General features: G+C 74.7%; 15 protein-coding genes. 6 read left to right on the top strand and 9 right to left on the bottom strand.

Annotated features, from left to right (window positions below):
• Positions 1 to 237: 237 nt before the first annotated feature.
• A complete protein-coding gene (locus ACZ6CZ_RS04220) occupies positions 238 to 666 on the bottom strand; it encodes a hypothetical protein (protein WP_469014262.1) in 429 nt (142 codons plus the stop codon).
• Complete coding sequence (locus ACZ6CZ_RS04225) at positions 663 to 1322, bottom strand: ATP-binding protein (RefSeq protein ID WP_469014386.1); 660 nt, start codon at positions 1320 to 1322, stop codon at positions 663 to 665. Before ACZ6CZ_RS04225 ends, ACZ6CZ_RS04220 begins: the two co-directional genes overlap by 4 nt.
• Before the next feature lie 384 nt (positions 1323 to 1706).
• Here ACZ6CZ_RS04225 and ACZ6CZ_RS04230 point away from each other — a divergent pair, with 384 nt between their 5' ends.
• Both ACZ6CZ_RS04230 and ACZ6CZ_RS04235 read left to right on the top strand, forming a co-directional pair.
• Positions 1707 to 2567, top strand: a complete 861-nt coding sequence (locus tag ACZ6CZ_RS04230) for a helix-turn-helix domain-containing protein (protein ID WP_469014264.1) — start codon at positions 1707 to 1709, stop codon at positions 2565 to 2567.
• Positions 2568 to 2822, top strand: a complete 255-nt coding sequence (locus ACZ6CZ_RS04235) for a DUF397 domain-containing protein (protein ID WP_132854465.1) — start codon at positions 2568 to 2570, stop codon at positions 2820 to 2822.
• Positions 2823 to 2957: 135 nt separating this feature from the next.
• Here ACZ6CZ_RS04235 and pdxR read toward each other — a convergent pair whose 3' ends face one another.
• Positions 2958 to 4379 (bottom strand): MocR-like pyridoxine biosynthesis transcription factor PdxR, encoded by a 1422-nt coding sequence (gene pdxR, locus ACZ6CZ_RS04240; protein WP_469014267.1) that lies wholly within the window; start codon positions 4377 to 4379, stop codon positions 2958 to 2960.
• A 46-nt stretch (positions 4380 to 4425) separates the two neighbouring features.
• Here pdxR and ACZ6CZ_RS04245 point away from each other — a divergent pair, with 46 nt between their 5' ends.
• Positions 4426 to 5007 (top strand): carboxymuconolactone decarboxylase family protein, encoded by a 582-nt coding sequence (locus ACZ6CZ_RS04245; protein WP_469014270.1) that lies wholly within the window; start codon positions 4426 to 4428, stop codon positions 5005 to 5007.
• Between the two features lie 28 nt (positions 5008 to 5035).
• Here ACZ6CZ_RS04245 and ACZ6CZ_RS04250 read toward each other — a convergent pair whose 3' ends face one another.
• Complete coding sequence (locus ACZ6CZ_RS04250; RefSeq protein ID WP_469014273.1) at positions 5036 to 6523, bottom strand: glutamate synthase subunit beta; 1488 nt, start codon at positions 6521 to 6523, stop codon at positions 5036 to 5038.
• A 180-nt stretch (positions 6524 to 6703) separates the two neighbouring features.
• Positions 6704 to 7402 carry a DUF2293 domain-containing protein gene (locus ACZ6CZ_RS04255; RefSeq protein WP_469014276.1) on the bottom strand — a complete coding sequence of 233 codons (699 nt, stop codon included), beginning with the start codon at positions 7400 to 7402 and terminating at the stop codon, positions 6704 to 6706.
• Positions 7403 to 7750: 348 nt separating this feature from the next.
• Here ACZ6CZ_RS04255 and ACZ6CZ_RS04260 point away from each other — a divergent pair, with 348 nt between their 5' ends.
• On the top strand, positions 7751 to 8383 hold the full coding sequence (locus tag ACZ6CZ_RS04260) for a nucleoside/nucleotide kinase family protein (RefSeq protein WP_469014277.1): 633 nt from the start codon (positions 7751 to 7753) through the stop codon (positions 8381 to 8383).
• Between the two features lie 13 nt (positions 8384 to 8396).
• Here the strand turns inward: ACZ6CZ_RS04260 and corA are convergent, their stop codons facing one another.
• Positions 8397 to 9524, bottom strand: coding sequence for a magnesium/cobalt transporter CorA (gene corA, locus ACZ6CZ_RS04265; RefSeq protein ID WP_469014279.1), 1128 nt, complete (start codon positions 9522 to 9524; stop codon positions 8397 to 8399).
• Positions 9525 to 9734: 210 nt separating this feature from the next.
• Between corA and ACZ6CZ_RS04270 the strand changes: the two genes are divergently transcribed.
• Positions 9735 to 10535 carry a methyltransferase domain-containing protein gene (locus tag ACZ6CZ_RS04270; protein WP_469014281.1) on the top strand — a complete coding sequence of 267 codons (801 nt, stop codon included), beginning with the start codon at positions 9735 to 9737 and terminating at the stop codon, positions 10533 to 10535.
• A gap of 144 nt (positions 10536 to 10679) precedes the next feature.
• Here the strand turns inward: ACZ6CZ_RS04270 and ACZ6CZ_RS04275 are convergent, their stop codons facing one another.
• Both ACZ6CZ_RS04275 and ACZ6CZ_RS04280 read right to left on the bottom strand, forming a co-directional pair.
• A complete protein-coding gene (locus tag ACZ6CZ_RS04275; protein WP_469014284.1) occupies positions 10680 to 11636 on the bottom strand; it encodes a carbohydrate kinase family protein in 957 nt (318 codons plus the stop codon).
• A complete protein-coding gene (locus ACZ6CZ_RS04280; protein ID WP_469014286.1) occupies positions 11621 to 12529 on the bottom strand; it encodes a pseudouridine-5'-phosphate glycosidase in 909 nt (302 codons plus the stop codon). Before ACZ6CZ_RS04280 ends, ACZ6CZ_RS04275 begins: the two co-directional genes overlap by 16 nt.
• A 100-nt stretch (positions 12530 to 12629) precedes the next feature.
• Between ACZ6CZ_RS04280 and ACZ6CZ_RS04285 the strand changes: the two genes are divergently transcribed.
• Positions 12630 to 13058, top strand: coding sequence for a VOC family protein (locus tag ACZ6CZ_RS04285; protein ID WP_469014290.1), 429 nt, complete (start codon positions 12630 to 12632; stop codon positions 13056 to 13058).
• 74 nt (positions 13059 to 13132) lie between these two features.
• On the opposite strand, the gene ACZ6CZ_RS04290 is transcribed toward ACZ6CZ_RS04285, so the two are convergent.
• Positions 13133 to 13687: a methylated-DNA--[protein]-cysteine S-methyltransferase gene (locus ACZ6CZ_RS04290; RefSeq protein WP_469014292.1), complete on the bottom strand. Its 555-nt coding sequence runs from the start codon at positions 13685 to 13687 to the stop codon at positions 13133 to 13135.
• Positions 13688 to 13793 lie beyond the last annotated feature (106 nt).

Consider the following 13793-nt stretch of genomic DNA (forward strand, 5'->3'; position numbering starts at 1 on the left):
GCAGTCGTTCCGACTCCGAGACCTCGGGCCCCGCCGCCCCGCGACTCTCGCCCACCGCGTACCTCCCCGAGTCGTGCCCACGGCCACGCGCCATCCCGGGCCGTGAGGTGAACGGCCACTATCGCGGGACTCGGCGGAGCCTGGCAGGGCGCGAGCCGGGACCGGCGGGGGCGCGCGGGCGTACGCAAGGGGCGGAGGTGTGGGTGCGGGGGTGCCGTCGCCGTGCCGCCGTGGTGCTCAGGCCGAGACCGCGCGCGACCAGTCCGGAGTCGTGCCCGTCACCCGGCACAGGGCCAGGTAGAGCGGGATCGGCGGGGTGTACGGAACCGTGCCCTCGGGGCGGTGCAGGAGGCGGGCGGTGTGGGGCAGCCGGGCGCCGGGGGCGTAGTGCGCGGGCGCGGGCCAGGGCAGGGCGTAGTCGGAGTCGGTGGGAACGGTCCACCACCAGTGCGTCTCGTCGGTGTACAGGCATCCCACGCGCGGCAGCAGCGGCACGATGAGCGGGCCGAGTCCGGCCGGTATGGACACGGCGTCGCAGCCCAGCGGCGTCGTCATCCCGTCGGGCACCGGCAGCCGCCCGGCGCCCCCGGCGGCGCGCCGTCCGCGCTCCAGCCGGACCAGCCGGTCCAGGCCGATCGCCCGGCCGGGCCCGGCTCCACGGCTCACGGCCGCCCCCGGCCCCGCGGCTGGCGCGGCACTGCCACGTCGTACGGGCGGGCCGCCACTTCGGGCCGCCGCGCCTCGTGATCACCGCCCGCTTCCGCCGTCCGCGACTCGCGGACGGCGGAAGCGGACCGTGGCGCCAGGGTCCGCTGAACGCCGGCCGGCTCCCCCACCGCGGGCGTCCCCCCCTGCGCGTCCATCCGTTCCTCCTCGACCGGGCCGCGCGACGAGCCCGGCTTGGGACGGGCGCCCCAGCCGAGGTCGTCGCGCAGTTCGGCGCTGTCCCGGGCCGTGGCGCGCCGGCGCTCCAGCTCGGCCCAGACCAGCAGACCCGGGCCGTGCTCGTGAGCACCCCAGGCCCGGCAGACGGCGTCGACGAGAAGCAACCCCCTCCCGTGCTCCTCCTCGGGCCGCTGCGGGGACGGATGGGGCTCACCGGGCGCGCAGCCCTCGTCGTGCACGGCGATGCGCACCGTGTCGTCGTGGTCGTGCAACTCGCACACCACGCGACTGCTCGCGGTGTGCACGATCGCGTTGGTGACCAGTTCGGAGATGACCAGAGCCGCCGTGTCGCAGGTGTCCGCGCACACCGACCAGCCGGTCAGCCGGGCCCGCGTCAGGCGTCTCGCCTGGGCGGGGGAACCCGGATGTGCGGCCAGCTCGAACCGGAACCGGCGCTCGGCACCGCCCCGACCAGGGGCGACTCCCGTTGAGGCACCGAGACCCGAGCGGTCTGCGGCGGCGTCTGTTCCTAAGGGCGCGGACGGAATCACGCTTGCCACTATCGCCTCGCCGCGAACACTTGGCAAGAGTCACTCTGAAAATTGCAGAGTGCCGTGTGACGCGGTGAGCGGCCGTGGCACACTGCTCGCAACAGCATGTCGAGCGGCGCCAGTTGGGATCGTCGAGGACCGGCCAGGTCGTCGAACGTCTTCGAATGGCGCCGCTGGGCTGTCCGGAATCAGCCGGACGCACAAGGACGCGCCCGGGACGCTCCGGGATCAGTTCAGGATCGATTCGGGATTCATTCGTGGAGGTGGAGCGTGAGCGAGCCGCGGTCCGCGCCGACGGTGGGCCAGGTGGTCCTCGGTCGGCGCCTGCTGGACCTGCGGGAACGCGCCGGGATGAAGCGCGAGGAGGCCGCCCGCATCCTCCACGTCGCCCCCGCCACCGTCCGCCGGATGGAGATGGCCGAGGTCGGTCTCAAAATCCCCTATCTGCAAATGCTCCTGAAGGCCTACGGGGTGTCCGACGACGAGGCCGACCTCTTCGTGCAACTGGCCGAGGAGGCCAACAGGCCGGGCTGGTGGCAGCGGTTCCACGACATCCTGCCCGGCTGGTTCTCGATGTACGTCAGCCTGGAGGGCGCCGCCGCCCTCATCCGCTCCTACGAACCGCACTTCGTCCCCGGCCTGCTGCAGACCGAGGACTACGCGCGCGGTGTCCTGAGATCCGGCGCCATCGGCCAGACCAGCCCCGAGGAGATAGAGCGCCATGTCGCGCTGCGCATGCAGCGCCAGAGCCTGCTCACCCGTCCCGACGCCCCCCGGTTCTGGGCCGTGATGGACGAGACCGCCCTGCGCCGGCCCGTCGGCGGTCCGGAGGTGATGCGCGCGCAGATCGACAGGCTGCTCGAGGCCACGAAGCTGCCCACCGTGACGCTCCAGGTCGCCCCGTTCGCCAATGGGCCGCACCCCGGCACCTACGGGCCCTTCGTGCTGTTCCGATTCGCCGTGCCCGAACTCCCGGACATGGTCTACAGCGAGTACCTGACCGGCGCCGTCTACCTGGACGCGCGCTACGAGGTGGCGACCCACCTGGAGGTCATGGACCGCATGGCGGCGCAGGCCGCCACGGCGCAACGCACGAAGGAGATCCTCCGGGATCTCCGCAAGGAGCTGTGAATGGACCGCATCAAGCCGCGCAGTCGCGTCTACAACGGCATGCCCGCGCGGGAACTGGGCAGCGAGGGGTGGCACAAGCCCTGGAGCGGCGGCAACGGCGGCAACTGCCTGGAGGCGATGAAGCTCGCCGACGGCCGGATCGCCGTGCGCCAGTCGACCGACCCGGACGGTCCGGCGCTGATCTACACCACGGACGAGATGACCGCCTTCATCGAGGGCGCGAAGGCGGGGGAGGCCGACTTCCTGCTCTCCTGAACGGGAACCCGCCGGACCCTTGCCGCTGTTCCACGTGCCCCTTCCTCCTCGCTCCTTCCACCTGCCGCCCCGCACGTGACGGCTCGTCACGTCCGCCTGCTGTCCGCGCTGACCGGCGGCAGCGGGTGCGCCGGTTCACTCCGGGGGCAGCGCCGCGCACAGCGCCTCCAGTGCCGCCCCGTAGGCGTGTTCGGCGGGCGTCGCGTACCCGACGACCAGCCCGTCGGCCGGTGCCATCGCCGTCAGCGGGTGCCGGAACCCGGCCAGCCCGTCGAGGGCGACGCCCTGCCAGGTGGCCGCCTTCACGGCGCTGCGCTCGGTGCCCTCGGGCAGCCGGAGCACCGCGTGCAGCCCGGCCGCGACGCCGGTGACCTCGACGTGCGGGGCGTGTTCGGCGAGCGCCGCCACCAGCCGGTCGCGGCGGCGCCGGTAGCGCTGCCGCATCCGCCGCACATGACGGTCGTACGACCCCTGGGCGACGAAGTCCGCGAGGGCCAGCTGGTCCGGGACGCTCGCCCACGCCTCCCGCTCGCCCTTGGCCGCGAGCACGGCGCCGGCATACCGCTGCGGCAGCACCATCCAGCCCAGCCGCAGCGCCGGTGACAGGCTCTTGCTCACCGAGCCGATGTGGATGACCCGCTCCGGGTCGAGGCCCTGCAGGGCGCCCACGGGCTTGCGGTCGTAGCGGAACTCGCCGTCGTAGTCGTCCTCGATCACCACCGCCCCCCGCGCACGTGCCCAGTCGATCACCGCCGCGCGGCGCTCCGCGTGCAGCGGGCCGCCGGTCGGGAACTGGTGGGCGGGGGTGAGCAGGACGGCCCGCTCCCGCCCCAGTCCGGCCACCCGGGCGCCGTGCTCGTCGAGCGGGAGCGGCACGGTCGCCACCCCGGCCGTCGCCAGCAGCTCGCGGTGGAAGCCCAGTCCGTACGCCTCCACGGCCAGCGGGCCGCGCAGCACCCCGCCGCCGCCCTGCCCGAAAAGCAGTCGCAGCGCGTGCGCGAACCCCGAGCACACCACGATCCGGTCCGGCGAGGTGCGCACACCCCGCGCGCGTGCCAGGTACTCCGTGAGCGCCTCGCGCAGCTCCGGCCGCCCGGCGGGATCGCCGGGCCCGAACGCCTCGCTCGGCGCCGCCCGCAGCGCCCTGCGGTACGACGCCGCCCAGGCCGCCCTCGGGAACGCCGAGGCGTCCGGGGCGCCCTGCCGCAGGTCGTGTCGCGGCCCACGCGCGCGTGGCGGCGCCGTACGGGGCACCGGTACCGCACGGCGCGAGGGCTGCGCCCGCTCGGCGACCCGGGTCCCGGCACCCTGTCGCGCCGTCAGCCAGCCCTCCGCCACCAGCTCCGCGTAGGCGTCCGCGACCGTGTTGCGGGCCACCCCGAGGTCGGCGGCGAGCGAACGGTACGGCGGCAGCCGCGTCCCGGGAGCGAGCCGCCCGCCGCGCACGGCCTCCCGCAGGGCCCTGGTCAGCGCCGCCCGCCGCCCGCCCGGCCCGGTCAGCTCCAGATGCAGGTCGACCCCTGCCCGCCGAGCCGAATTGACCCAGGATTCCGTCATGGAAATGCACCCTACCGGCGGTCTATTCGGCTCATAGGTTGAACACATGACGACGAACACGACGACGAACGCGCCGACGGACACGACCACGAACACGACCGCACGCAGCGCCACTTCCGCCCCCTCCGCCGCCCTCCCCGGTGACACCCCCGCCGCCCCCTCCGCCGTTCCCGGCCACTCCCGCCTGGACTTCGCGCGAACCGCTCCGAAGGCCTTCCGCGCCCTGGTCGGCTTCGACGCCGCCGCCCGCGAGGGCCTCGACCCCGCCCTGGTCGAACTGATCCAGGTCCGCGCCTCCCACCTCAACCACTGCGCCTACTGCCTGCACATGCACACCAACGACGCCCGCAAGGCCGGCGAGAGCGAGGACCGCCTGCACCTGGTCGCCGTGTGGCGCGAGGCCCGGCACTTCTTCACCCCCCGGGAACAGGCGGCCCTGGCCCTCACCGAGGCGGTCACCCTGGTCGCCGGCGCGGGCGTCCCGGACGACGTCTACGCCGAGGCCGCCGCCCACTTCGACGAGGCGGAACTGGCCCACGTCCTCGCCCTGATCCTCGCCATCAACACCTGGAACCGGGTGGCCCTGGCGACGGCGAAGACCGCCGGCACGGACGAGCGCCGCCGCTGATCCGCACGGAGGGGCAGGAGCGGTCGGCTCACACCCGCATCGGGCGGTCGTACGGCCCGATCGGCGCCGGCAACCGGGAATGGCCGGTCAGATAGCGGTCGACCGCCGCCGCGACCGCCCGCCCCTCCGCGATCGCCCACACGATCAGCGACTGCCCGCGCGCCGCGTCACCGGCGGCGAAGACACCCCGGACGTTGGTCGCGAAGCCGTCGTCCCGGGAGATCGTGCCGCGCGGCTCCATGGCCAGCCCGAGCTGGTCGATCATGCCGTCCTGGCGGTCGGGTCCGGAGAATCCGAGGGCGAGCAGCACCAGGTCGGCGGGCAGCCGCCGGGTGGTGTCCGGTACCGGCTGCCGCCGCGCGTCCACCTCGACCAGGTGCAGCGCCCGCACGTGCCCGCTGTCGTCACCGGTGAAGCGGAGCGTGGAGGCGGCGAACAGCCGGGCGTCCGCGTCCGCCGCAGGCGCCGTCCGCAGCGTCCCGGCCTCCTCGTGCGCGGCCGACAGACGGTAGACCTTCGGGTACGTCGGCCACGGCTCGGCGTCCTCGTCCCGCTCGGTGCCCGGCTGGGCGTAGATGTCCAGCTGGGTCACGGACGCGGCCCCCTCGCGCACCGCGGTGCCCAGGCAGTCGGCGCCCGTGTCCCCGCCGCCCACGATGACGACGTGCTTCCCGGCGGCGGACAGCGGCGACGCCTCCAGGTCTCCCTCGCGCACCCGGTTGGCCAGCGGCAGATACTCCATCGCCTGGTGAATCCCCGCCAGCTCCCGCCCCGGCACCGGCAGTTCGCGCCAGGCGGTGGCACCGGTGGCGATGACCACGGCGTCGTAGCGGGCCTGCAGCTCGGCCGCGCCGACGTCCCGGCCGACCGTCGTCGACGTGCGGAACTTGGTGCCCTCCGCCTCCATCTGCTCGATCCGGCGCCGCAGATGGTGCTTCTCCATCTTGAACTCGGGGATGCCGTACCGCATCAGCCCCCCGATCCGGTCGTCGCGCTCGTACACGGCGACGGTGTGCCCGGCCCGGGTGAGCTGCTGCGCGGCGGCCAGCCCGGTCGGGCCGGAGCCGATCACCGCGACCGTCCGCCCCGACAGCCGGTCCGGCGGCCGCGGCGGCGTGAAGCCCTCCTCCCAGGCCCGGTCGGCGATCGCGCACTCGACGTTCTTGATGGTGACGGCCGGCTGGTTGATGGCGAGCACGCAGCCCGCCTCGCACGGCGCCGGACACAGCCGTCCGGTGAACTCCGGGAAGTTGTTCGTGGCGTGCAGCCGGTCGCTCGCCGCCCGCCAGTCCTCCCGGGAGACCAGGTCGTTCCATTCGGGGATCAGGTTGCCCAGCGGGCAGGCGTCGTGGCAGAACGGCACACCGCAGTCCATGCAGCGGTCGGCCTGCGTGCTGATGATGGGCAGCAGCGCTCCGGGGACGTACACCTCGTCCCAGTCCCGGACCCGCTCCTCGACCGGCCGGCGCGGCCACTCCTGGCGGGGGGCGTTCATGAATCCCTTGGGATCGGCCATGGGCGTCTTCCTCGCCTACGCGTGCGACAGGCCGAGCGTCGTCGGGCGGCACGCTCCGCTCCGCCCCTTCCGGCCACGATACGTCCGCCCCGCCCCGCCCGCAGAGTGGCGGACAGCGCTTTCCGAGCCGGCGACGCCCACCACGCGTGCGGAGCGGCTCCCCGGGCCCCCGTCCGGCCCTCAGCCGGTCTCCTCCCCGGTCGCGTCCCGCCACCCCCGCAGCACCGACTCCACGCCCGCCGCGATCCGCCGCCGCGCCTCGTGCCGCGGCACCCCGCACATCAGCAGCTGGTCGTACGGCGTCTCCGTGTGCCGGACCGAGGCCACCACCGCCGAGATCACGGCACCGTCGGTCAGCGCCCGCCCGGCCGCGCTGCGCCCCACCCGCCCGCTGCCCCGCAGCGACGCGTGCCCGGCGATCGCCGCGGCCCGCCCGGCCGGACACCCGGGATACAGCCGGCGGATCTCCGCCGCGAACGCCTCGGTGAACCGGGCGTCCTGCGCCGCCCGGCGCCGCGCGTCCCGCGCCCTGCGCCGCCGTCGCGCCTCGGCGTCGACCAGGCACCGCCGCTCGGCACGGGCCAGGGCCGCCTCCTCCACGAGCACGCCCTGCCGTTCGTAGCGGCTCCTGCGCCGGTTGAAGCGCACCACCACCGCCGACAGCGCGCTCTCCTCCCGCGACCTGCGCGTCAGTGCCGTGTCCCCGCGCGGCAGGAACACCAGGTGCCCGAGGTCGGCGCAGTCGAGGCAGCGCGGCACCCCCTCCTCCAGGACCAGCAGCGGCAGCGGCCCGCGCCGGCACGTGCCGCACCGCCTGTGCCGCAGGGGCTGGATGACCACGAGTCCGCCGCGCGGCGGGGGAGCAGCGAGCCGTGCCATACCCGGGTTCTTCCCTGTCCCGGCCCTTCCCTCCCACCTCCGCACCTCCCGCTTGCCACGCCGTCCGCTCCGGGCTCTCCACTTCGGTACCTCCGTCCTCCGTACTCGCCTGCCGTCCCCATGGCTCCGCCCCGCTGCCCCCACTGCCCCTGGTGCACCTGGTGCGCCTGGTGCGCCTGGTGCGCCTGGTGCGCCTGGTGCGCCTGGTGCGCCTGGTGCGCCTGGTGGGCCCGCCTCCCGCCCTTGCCTCCTGCCGCCTCGTCGTCCGCCTTCCGCCCCGTGTCCCGCCCGGCGGCCCCGGCCGACCCGCTCCCGCCCGATGCGTCCGCGCGCGGCATCATGGCTGCTGTGCGACTCGAAGCGATCACCTGGGACCGGCTCGCCGACCTGCTGGCCGACCGGCTGGCCGGGCTGGAACCCGCCGACGGCGGTGCCTGGCCCCGGGTCGCCTTCGACGGGGCCCCTGCCGCCCGCCCGGGAGACCTCGCCGACCGGGTCGCCGAGGCACTGCGGCTGCGCGGCCGACCGTCACTGGTCGTCGGCGCCGAGGGTTTCCTGCGTCCCGCCTCGCTCCGCCTCGAGCACGGGCGCCGGGACGTGGAGTCGTACTACGGCGACTGGTTCGACACCGGTGCGCTGTGGCGCGAGGTGTTCGGTCCGCTCGATCCGGGCGGCGACGGCCGGGTCCTGCCCGACCTGTGGGACCCCGAGACCGACCGGGCCACCCGCAGCCCGTACGTCCGGCTGCCGCCCGGGGGTGTCCTGCTGCTGCACGGCCCCCTGCTGCTGCGGCACTGGTTCCCGTTCGACCTGACCGTCCACGTCCTGCTCTCCGCGGGCGCCCTGCGCCGCCGCACCCCCGAGGCGGACCACTGGACGCTGCCCGCCTTCGAGCGCTACGCGGCCGAGACCGACCCGGCCGGGACGGCCGACGTGCTGGTGCGCGCCGACGATCCGCGCCACCCCGCCTGGAACGGGTGAGCGAACCGGCCCGTCAGAGCCAGCCGTTGCGCCGGAAGCCCCGGTACAGGGCCAGACACGCCACGGATATGACGCCGACGACGAGCGGATAGCCCCAGCGCCAGTGCAGTTCCGGCATCTCGTCGAAGTTCATGCCGTACACCCCGCACACCATCGTCGGCACGGCGACCACGGCGGCCCAGGCCGTGATCTTGCGCATGTCCTCGTTCTGCGCGACCGTCACCTGCGCCAGGTGCGCCTGGAGGATGGAGTTGAGCAGTTCGTCGAAGGAGGCGATCTGCTCCTTCGCCCGCATCAGATGGTCGAGCACATCCCTGAAGTAGGCCTGTATCTCGGCGTCCACCACCCGCGTCGGACGGGTGGCCAGCTCCTCGACCGGCCGGGCGAGCGGCACCACCGCCCGCTTCAGCTCCAGCAGCTCCCGCTTCAGCTGGTAGATGCGCCCCGGGTCGGCCCGCGCGCCGCTCTCGGAGAACACGTCCGTCTCGACCTGGTCGATGTCACCCTGGACCGCGTCCGTGACCCTCAGGTAGTCGTCGACGACGTGGTCGGCGATCGCGTGCAGCACCGCCGCGGGGCCCTTGGCGAGCTTCTGCGGGTCCGACTCCAGCTCCTCGCGCAGCGGGCCGAGCGAGCCGTGCCGCCCGTGCCGCACGGTGATCACGAAGTCCTCGCCGACGAACATCATGATCTCGCCGGTGTCCACGACCTCGCTGGTCGCCGTCAGCTGTTCGTGCTCGACGTAGCAGACCGTCTTGAACACCGCGAACAGCGTGTCGCCGTACCGCTCGAGCTTGGGCCGCTGATGGGCCTCGACCGCGTCCTCCACGGCCAGCGGGTGCAGGTCGAACAGGTCGGCGACGCCCGCGAACTCACGGTCCGTCGGCTCGTGCAGCCCGAGCCACACGAACCCCTCCCCGCTGCGGCGCACCAGGTCCACGGCCTCCACCAGATCCCCGCGGCCGGGCACCCGCTTGCCGTCCTGGTACGTCACGCAGTTGACCACGCTGGAACCGAGGGGAGAGCGGGCGGGATGGCTGAGGTCGACCCGCGGCCGCCGCCGGGCCAGCCGCGCCACCGTGCGCAGGCCGCCGACCTTGCTCAGACCCGTGACCTTCCGCAGATTGCCTGCCATGGACATCTGATTCTCCCCCGCGTGGACCCTCGCGCCACGCCTCGGCGCCTTGCCCGGCAAGTCTGCCAGTCCCGCCCGAACCGTGTCCGAGCCTGTGGGAACAGATGGTTCCGCTTTGTTCCCGCCTGTGGACGGAGCCTGGCGCACGGGCCGGACGGACCCGGCGCGCGGATGCCGTCCGTCCGCGGCGAGCGGGGTGACTGGGAGGATCGGGGCATGACTCCAGCCGACGACGGATACCTCCTCGACAACCGGCAGGACGAGGCGGCGCAGCGCTTCGACGCCTTCACCGCCCTGTTCGACCCGACCACCTTCCGGCACCTGGAAGGACTCGGCACGGGGCCCGGCCGGCGCTGCTGGGAAGTCGGTGCCGGGGGCACCTCCGTGGTGTCCTGGCTCGCCGGGCGGGTCGGTCCCACCGGACAGGTCGTCGCCACGGACATCGACACCTCCCGGCTCACCGGCGTCGCCGGCCGCCCGCCGGTCGAGGTCCGGGTCCACGACGTCGGCGCCGACGAACCGCCGGGGCAGGACTTCGACCTGGTGCACGCCCGCCTGGTCCTGGTCCATGTGCCGGACCGGGACCGGGCGCTGCGGTCCATGATCAGGGCACTGCGTCCCGGCGGGCGGCTGCTGGTCGAGGACGCCGACCCCGCCCTCCAGCCGCTGATCTGCCCCGACGAGCACGGCCCCGAGCAGCGGCTCGCCAACCGGCTGCGGCAGGGCTTCCGCGCCCTGCTCGCCGACCGCGGCGCCGACCTGTCGTACGGGCGCAGGCTGCCGCGGCTGCTGCGCGAGGCCGGACTGCGCGACGTGCGGGCCGAGGCCTACTTCCCCGTGGCCTCCCCGGCCTGCACCGCCCTGGAGTCCGCCACCGTCCGGCAGATCCGCGGCCGGCTGGTCGCCGCCGGCATCGCCACCGATGAGGAGATCGACCAGCATCTCGCGAACATCGAGACCGGTGCCATGGACCTGGCCACGGCACCGATGTTCTCCGTGTGGGGGACCAAGGCGTAGGCCTCGGGCGCCCGGTGGTGGCAGGGACCAAGGCAGGGGCTTCCGGCGTCCGGTGTGCGGGGCCAAGGCGTGGGCAGCGGGCGCCCGGTGGCCGCCGCGGGCGGCTGGCGCCGGACAGGGCGGTGGCCGTCACCGCGGACGCCGTCAGCCGCCGTGGCCGTGCGCACCCACCGGCTCACCGCCCCGGGGCGGCCTCGCACCCACCTCCTGCACCGCCCGCGCCCCCGCCCGGCACCCCCGGGCCGCCGCCTCCCGCACATCCGCGCCCGCGACGAGGGCCGCCAGGAACGCGCCGGTGAAGGCGTCACCCGCGCCGGTGGTGTCCCGGGGCGTCGCCGGCACCGCCGCGACCCGCGCCAGCACCGACCCCGAGCGAGCCACCAGCGCCCCGTCCGCGCCGGACTTGGCGACGACCAGCGGCACCCGCAGGCTCAGTTCGGCCGCCGCGTCCGCCGGGTCGGCCAGCCCGGTCAGCAGACACGCCTCGTCACGGCTGGGCAGCAGCACGTCCAGACCGGCGGCGAACGCCAGGAAACGATCGGTGCCCAGCCGCGCCAGGAAGCCCGCCGACGCCGGATCGAGGCTCACCGGCACGCCACGCGCGCGTGCCGCGGCGAGCGCCACCGCCGCCAGCGCCCGGCTCGGCTCGGAGAACAGCAGATAGCCCGACAGGTGCAGCCGGTCCACCCCGTCGAGCAACGCGTCCGACCAGTCGGCGGGTGCCAGCCGCAGGGACGCCCCACTGTGCGTGAGGAACGTCCGCTCGGCCGCGGCACCGGTGTCGACGAGGCAGACGACCGTACCCGTCGCCGCCTCGGGATCGACCACGAGCCGGGGCCGCACCCCGGCCGCGCTCAGCTCCCGCTCGTGCCACTCGGCCGCGTCCGCCCCCACCCGCCCCAGCAGCCGTACGTCCGCACAGCCGGTGTGGGCGGCCCAGCAGGCGACGTTGGCACCCGCGCCACCGGGCAGCGTGCGGATCACGGCGGCCGTGTCGGTGCCGGCCGCGAGCGGCCCCCGGTGCCGCGCGACCACGTCGGTGACGACGTCGCCGACGACCAGCAGCGCTCCGCCGCGCCCCGGTGTCACCCCTTGGCCCACGCCGCGGCGATGCGCGCGGCCAGCCGCACGTTGCCGCGCACCGCCGCCAGGTTGGCCCGCAGCGAGGCGCCGTCCGTGTGCCGGACCAGGTGGTCGAGCAGGAACGGCGTGACCGCCTGCCCGGTGACGCCCTGCTCCGCGCAGGCACGCAGCGCGTCGGTGAGCACGCGCGCGTGCAGCTCGGGGTCGAGCTGTTCCTCCTCCGGGACGGGATTGGCGACGATCAGCGCCGATTCCGCCGCGCCCAGCCCGTCCTGCGCCCGCATGACCCGCGCGACCTGCTCGGGGGAGTCCAGCGTCCAGTCGACCGGATGCCCGGAGTCGGACAGGTAGAAGCCGGGGAAGCGGTCCGTGCGGTACCCGGCGACGGTGACGCCGAGCGTCTCCAGGCGCTGCAGCGTAGCCGGCACGTCCAGGATCGACTTCACGCCCGCGCACACCACCGTGATCCGCGTGCGCGCGAGCAGCCCGAGGTCGGCGGACTCGTCCTGGGTCACCATCCACTCCCGGTGCACCCCGCCGAGACCGCCCGTCGCGAACACCCGGACACCCGCCAGCGCCGCCAGCCGCGCCGTCGCCGACACCGTGGTCGCGCCGCTGGCCCCCGTGCCCACGGCCGGCGCCAGGTCACGGTGGCCCAGCTTGCGGATGCCGTCCTCGTTGGCGACCCGTTCGACCTGCTCCTTGTCCAGGCCGACGTGGGGCCGCCCGTCCAGTACGGCCACGGTCGCCGGCACCGCCCCCTCCCGGCGCACCGCGTCCTCCAGCCCCAGCGCCACCTGGAGGTTGCGCGGGCGGGGCAGCCCGTGCGCGATGATCGTGGACTCCAGCGCCACCACCGGCCGACGCGCGCCGATCGCTTCCCGGACTTCTTCCGACACCACCAGCACCACGTGCCCGCCTCCTGTCAGTCGGTCCTTCCTCAATCTCTGGCGGGCGGCGCAACCGGATAAACGCTTGCGGCCCGTGCGGGACGCCACCAGCCTGGGCCGCATGACGAACCACACCGCACGTCTCGACCACGTCGTCCTCTGGGTGGCCGATCCCGTCGCCGCGGCCGGCTTCTACGAAAGGGTCGTCGGCCTGGAGCCGCTGAGGGTCGAGGAGTTCACCGCGGGCGAGGTGACCTTTCCCTCGGTACGCGTCAACGAGGAGACCGTCCTGGACCTCGCTCCGCGCTCCGTCGCCCCTCGCATGACGATGCTGCCCGGTGCCGCCGACAGCGCGGGCCACCCCGTCAACCACGTGTGCCTCGCCCTGCCGTCGGAGGCCTTCCACGCGCTGCGCGCCCGCCTGGAGGAGCACGCCGTGCCCGTCAGCCATGTCGCGCAGGGCGCCTTCGGGGCTCGCGGCAACGCCACGGGCAGCTTCTACTTCCGGGACCCGGACGGGAACGTCTTCGAGGCGCGGCACTACGACTGACGGATCTGCTGCCGACAGCGCCCGGGGCAATGCCCGCCCGAGCCCCGAGGCGCCGGCTGCCCGCAGCAGGTCTGTCAGAACAACGGCTCGGGCAGGACGCCCTCCAGGGCGAGCAGCTGCCGCTTGGTCTCCAGGCCGCCCCCGAAGCCGCCGAGGCCGCCGCCGCTCTCCACCACCCGGTGGCACGGCACGACGACCGGCAACGGATTGGCGCCCATGGCCGCGCCGACCGCCTGAGCCCCGCTGGGCTGCCCGACCCGGCCGGCCAGCTCCCCGTACCCGACCACCGTGCCGTACGGGACACCGGAGGCCAGCTCGCGCAGCACCTGCCGGTTGAAGCCGGAGATCAGCGACCAGTCCAGCGGCAGGTCGAAGTCGTGCCGCCGACCCGCCAGGTACGCGTCGAGCTGGCGTATCGCCTCGGCCAGGAGGGGGGAGCCGGCGTCCTCCACGGGCTGCCCGCCGAGCCGGGCCGCCAGCCGGGCCAGAGCCCGCTCACGCACCGCGTCCGTGGCGTGGAACACCACGTTGACCAGGCCCTCGCCGGTCGCGGCCAGCATGAGCGGACCGATGTCCGTGGCCATGACGCACCACACGACCCGCTGCCCGTCCTGCCCCTGGCTGTCCATGCGCACCACGGTACGGCCCACCACTGACATCGCCGTCCGCACGGGGCTCCCCGGCCCGCCGCCACCGGCCCAGGGCCCTGCCCCGCCAGGGGGCACGGCCCGGGCG

The organism is Streptomyces sp. NPDC041135 (genome assembly GCF_055592085.1).

What these genes read in the sequence shown, in the direction of transcription:
- ACZ6CZ_RS04255 (WP_469014276.1), bottom strand. Translation starts at nt 7,402, where the DNA reads ATGGCACGGCTCGCTGCTCCCCCGCCGCGCGGCGGACTCGTGGTCATC.
- ACZ6CZ_RS04270 (WP_469014281.1), top strand. Translation starts at nt 9,735, where the DNA reads ATGACTCCAGCCGACGACGGATACCTCCTCGACAACCGGCAGGACGAG.
- ACZ6CZ_RS04285 (WP_469014290.1), top strand. Translation starts at nt 12,630, where the DNA reads ATGACGAACCACACCGCACGTCTCGACCACGTCGTCCTCTGGGTGGCC.
- corA (WP_469014279.1), bottom strand. Translation starts at nt 9,524, where the DNA reads ATGTCCATGGCAGGCAATCTGCGGAAGGTCACGGGTCTGAGCAAGGTC.
- ACZ6CZ_RS04290 (WP_469014292.1), bottom strand. Translation starts at nt 13,687, where the DNA reads ATGGACAGCCAGGGGCAGGACGGGCAGCGGGTCGTGTGGTGCGTCATG.
- ACZ6CZ_RS04235 (WP_132854465.1), top strand. Translation starts at nt 2,568, where the DNA reads ATGGACCGCATCAAGCCGCGCAGTCGCGTCTACAACGGCATGCCCGCG.
- ACZ6CZ_RS04245 (WP_469014270.1), top strand. Translation starts at nt 4,426, where the DNA reads ATGACGACGAACACGACGACGAACGCGCCGACGGACACGACCACGAAC.
- pdxR (WP_469014267.1), bottom strand. Translation starts at nt 4,379, where the DNA reads ATGACGGAATCCTGGGTCAATTCGGCTCGGCGGGCAGGGGTCGACCTG.
- ACZ6CZ_RS04250 (WP_469014273.1), bottom strand. Translation starts at nt 6,523, where the DNA reads ATGGCCGATCCCAAGGGATTCATGAACGCCCCCCGCCAGGAGTGGCCG.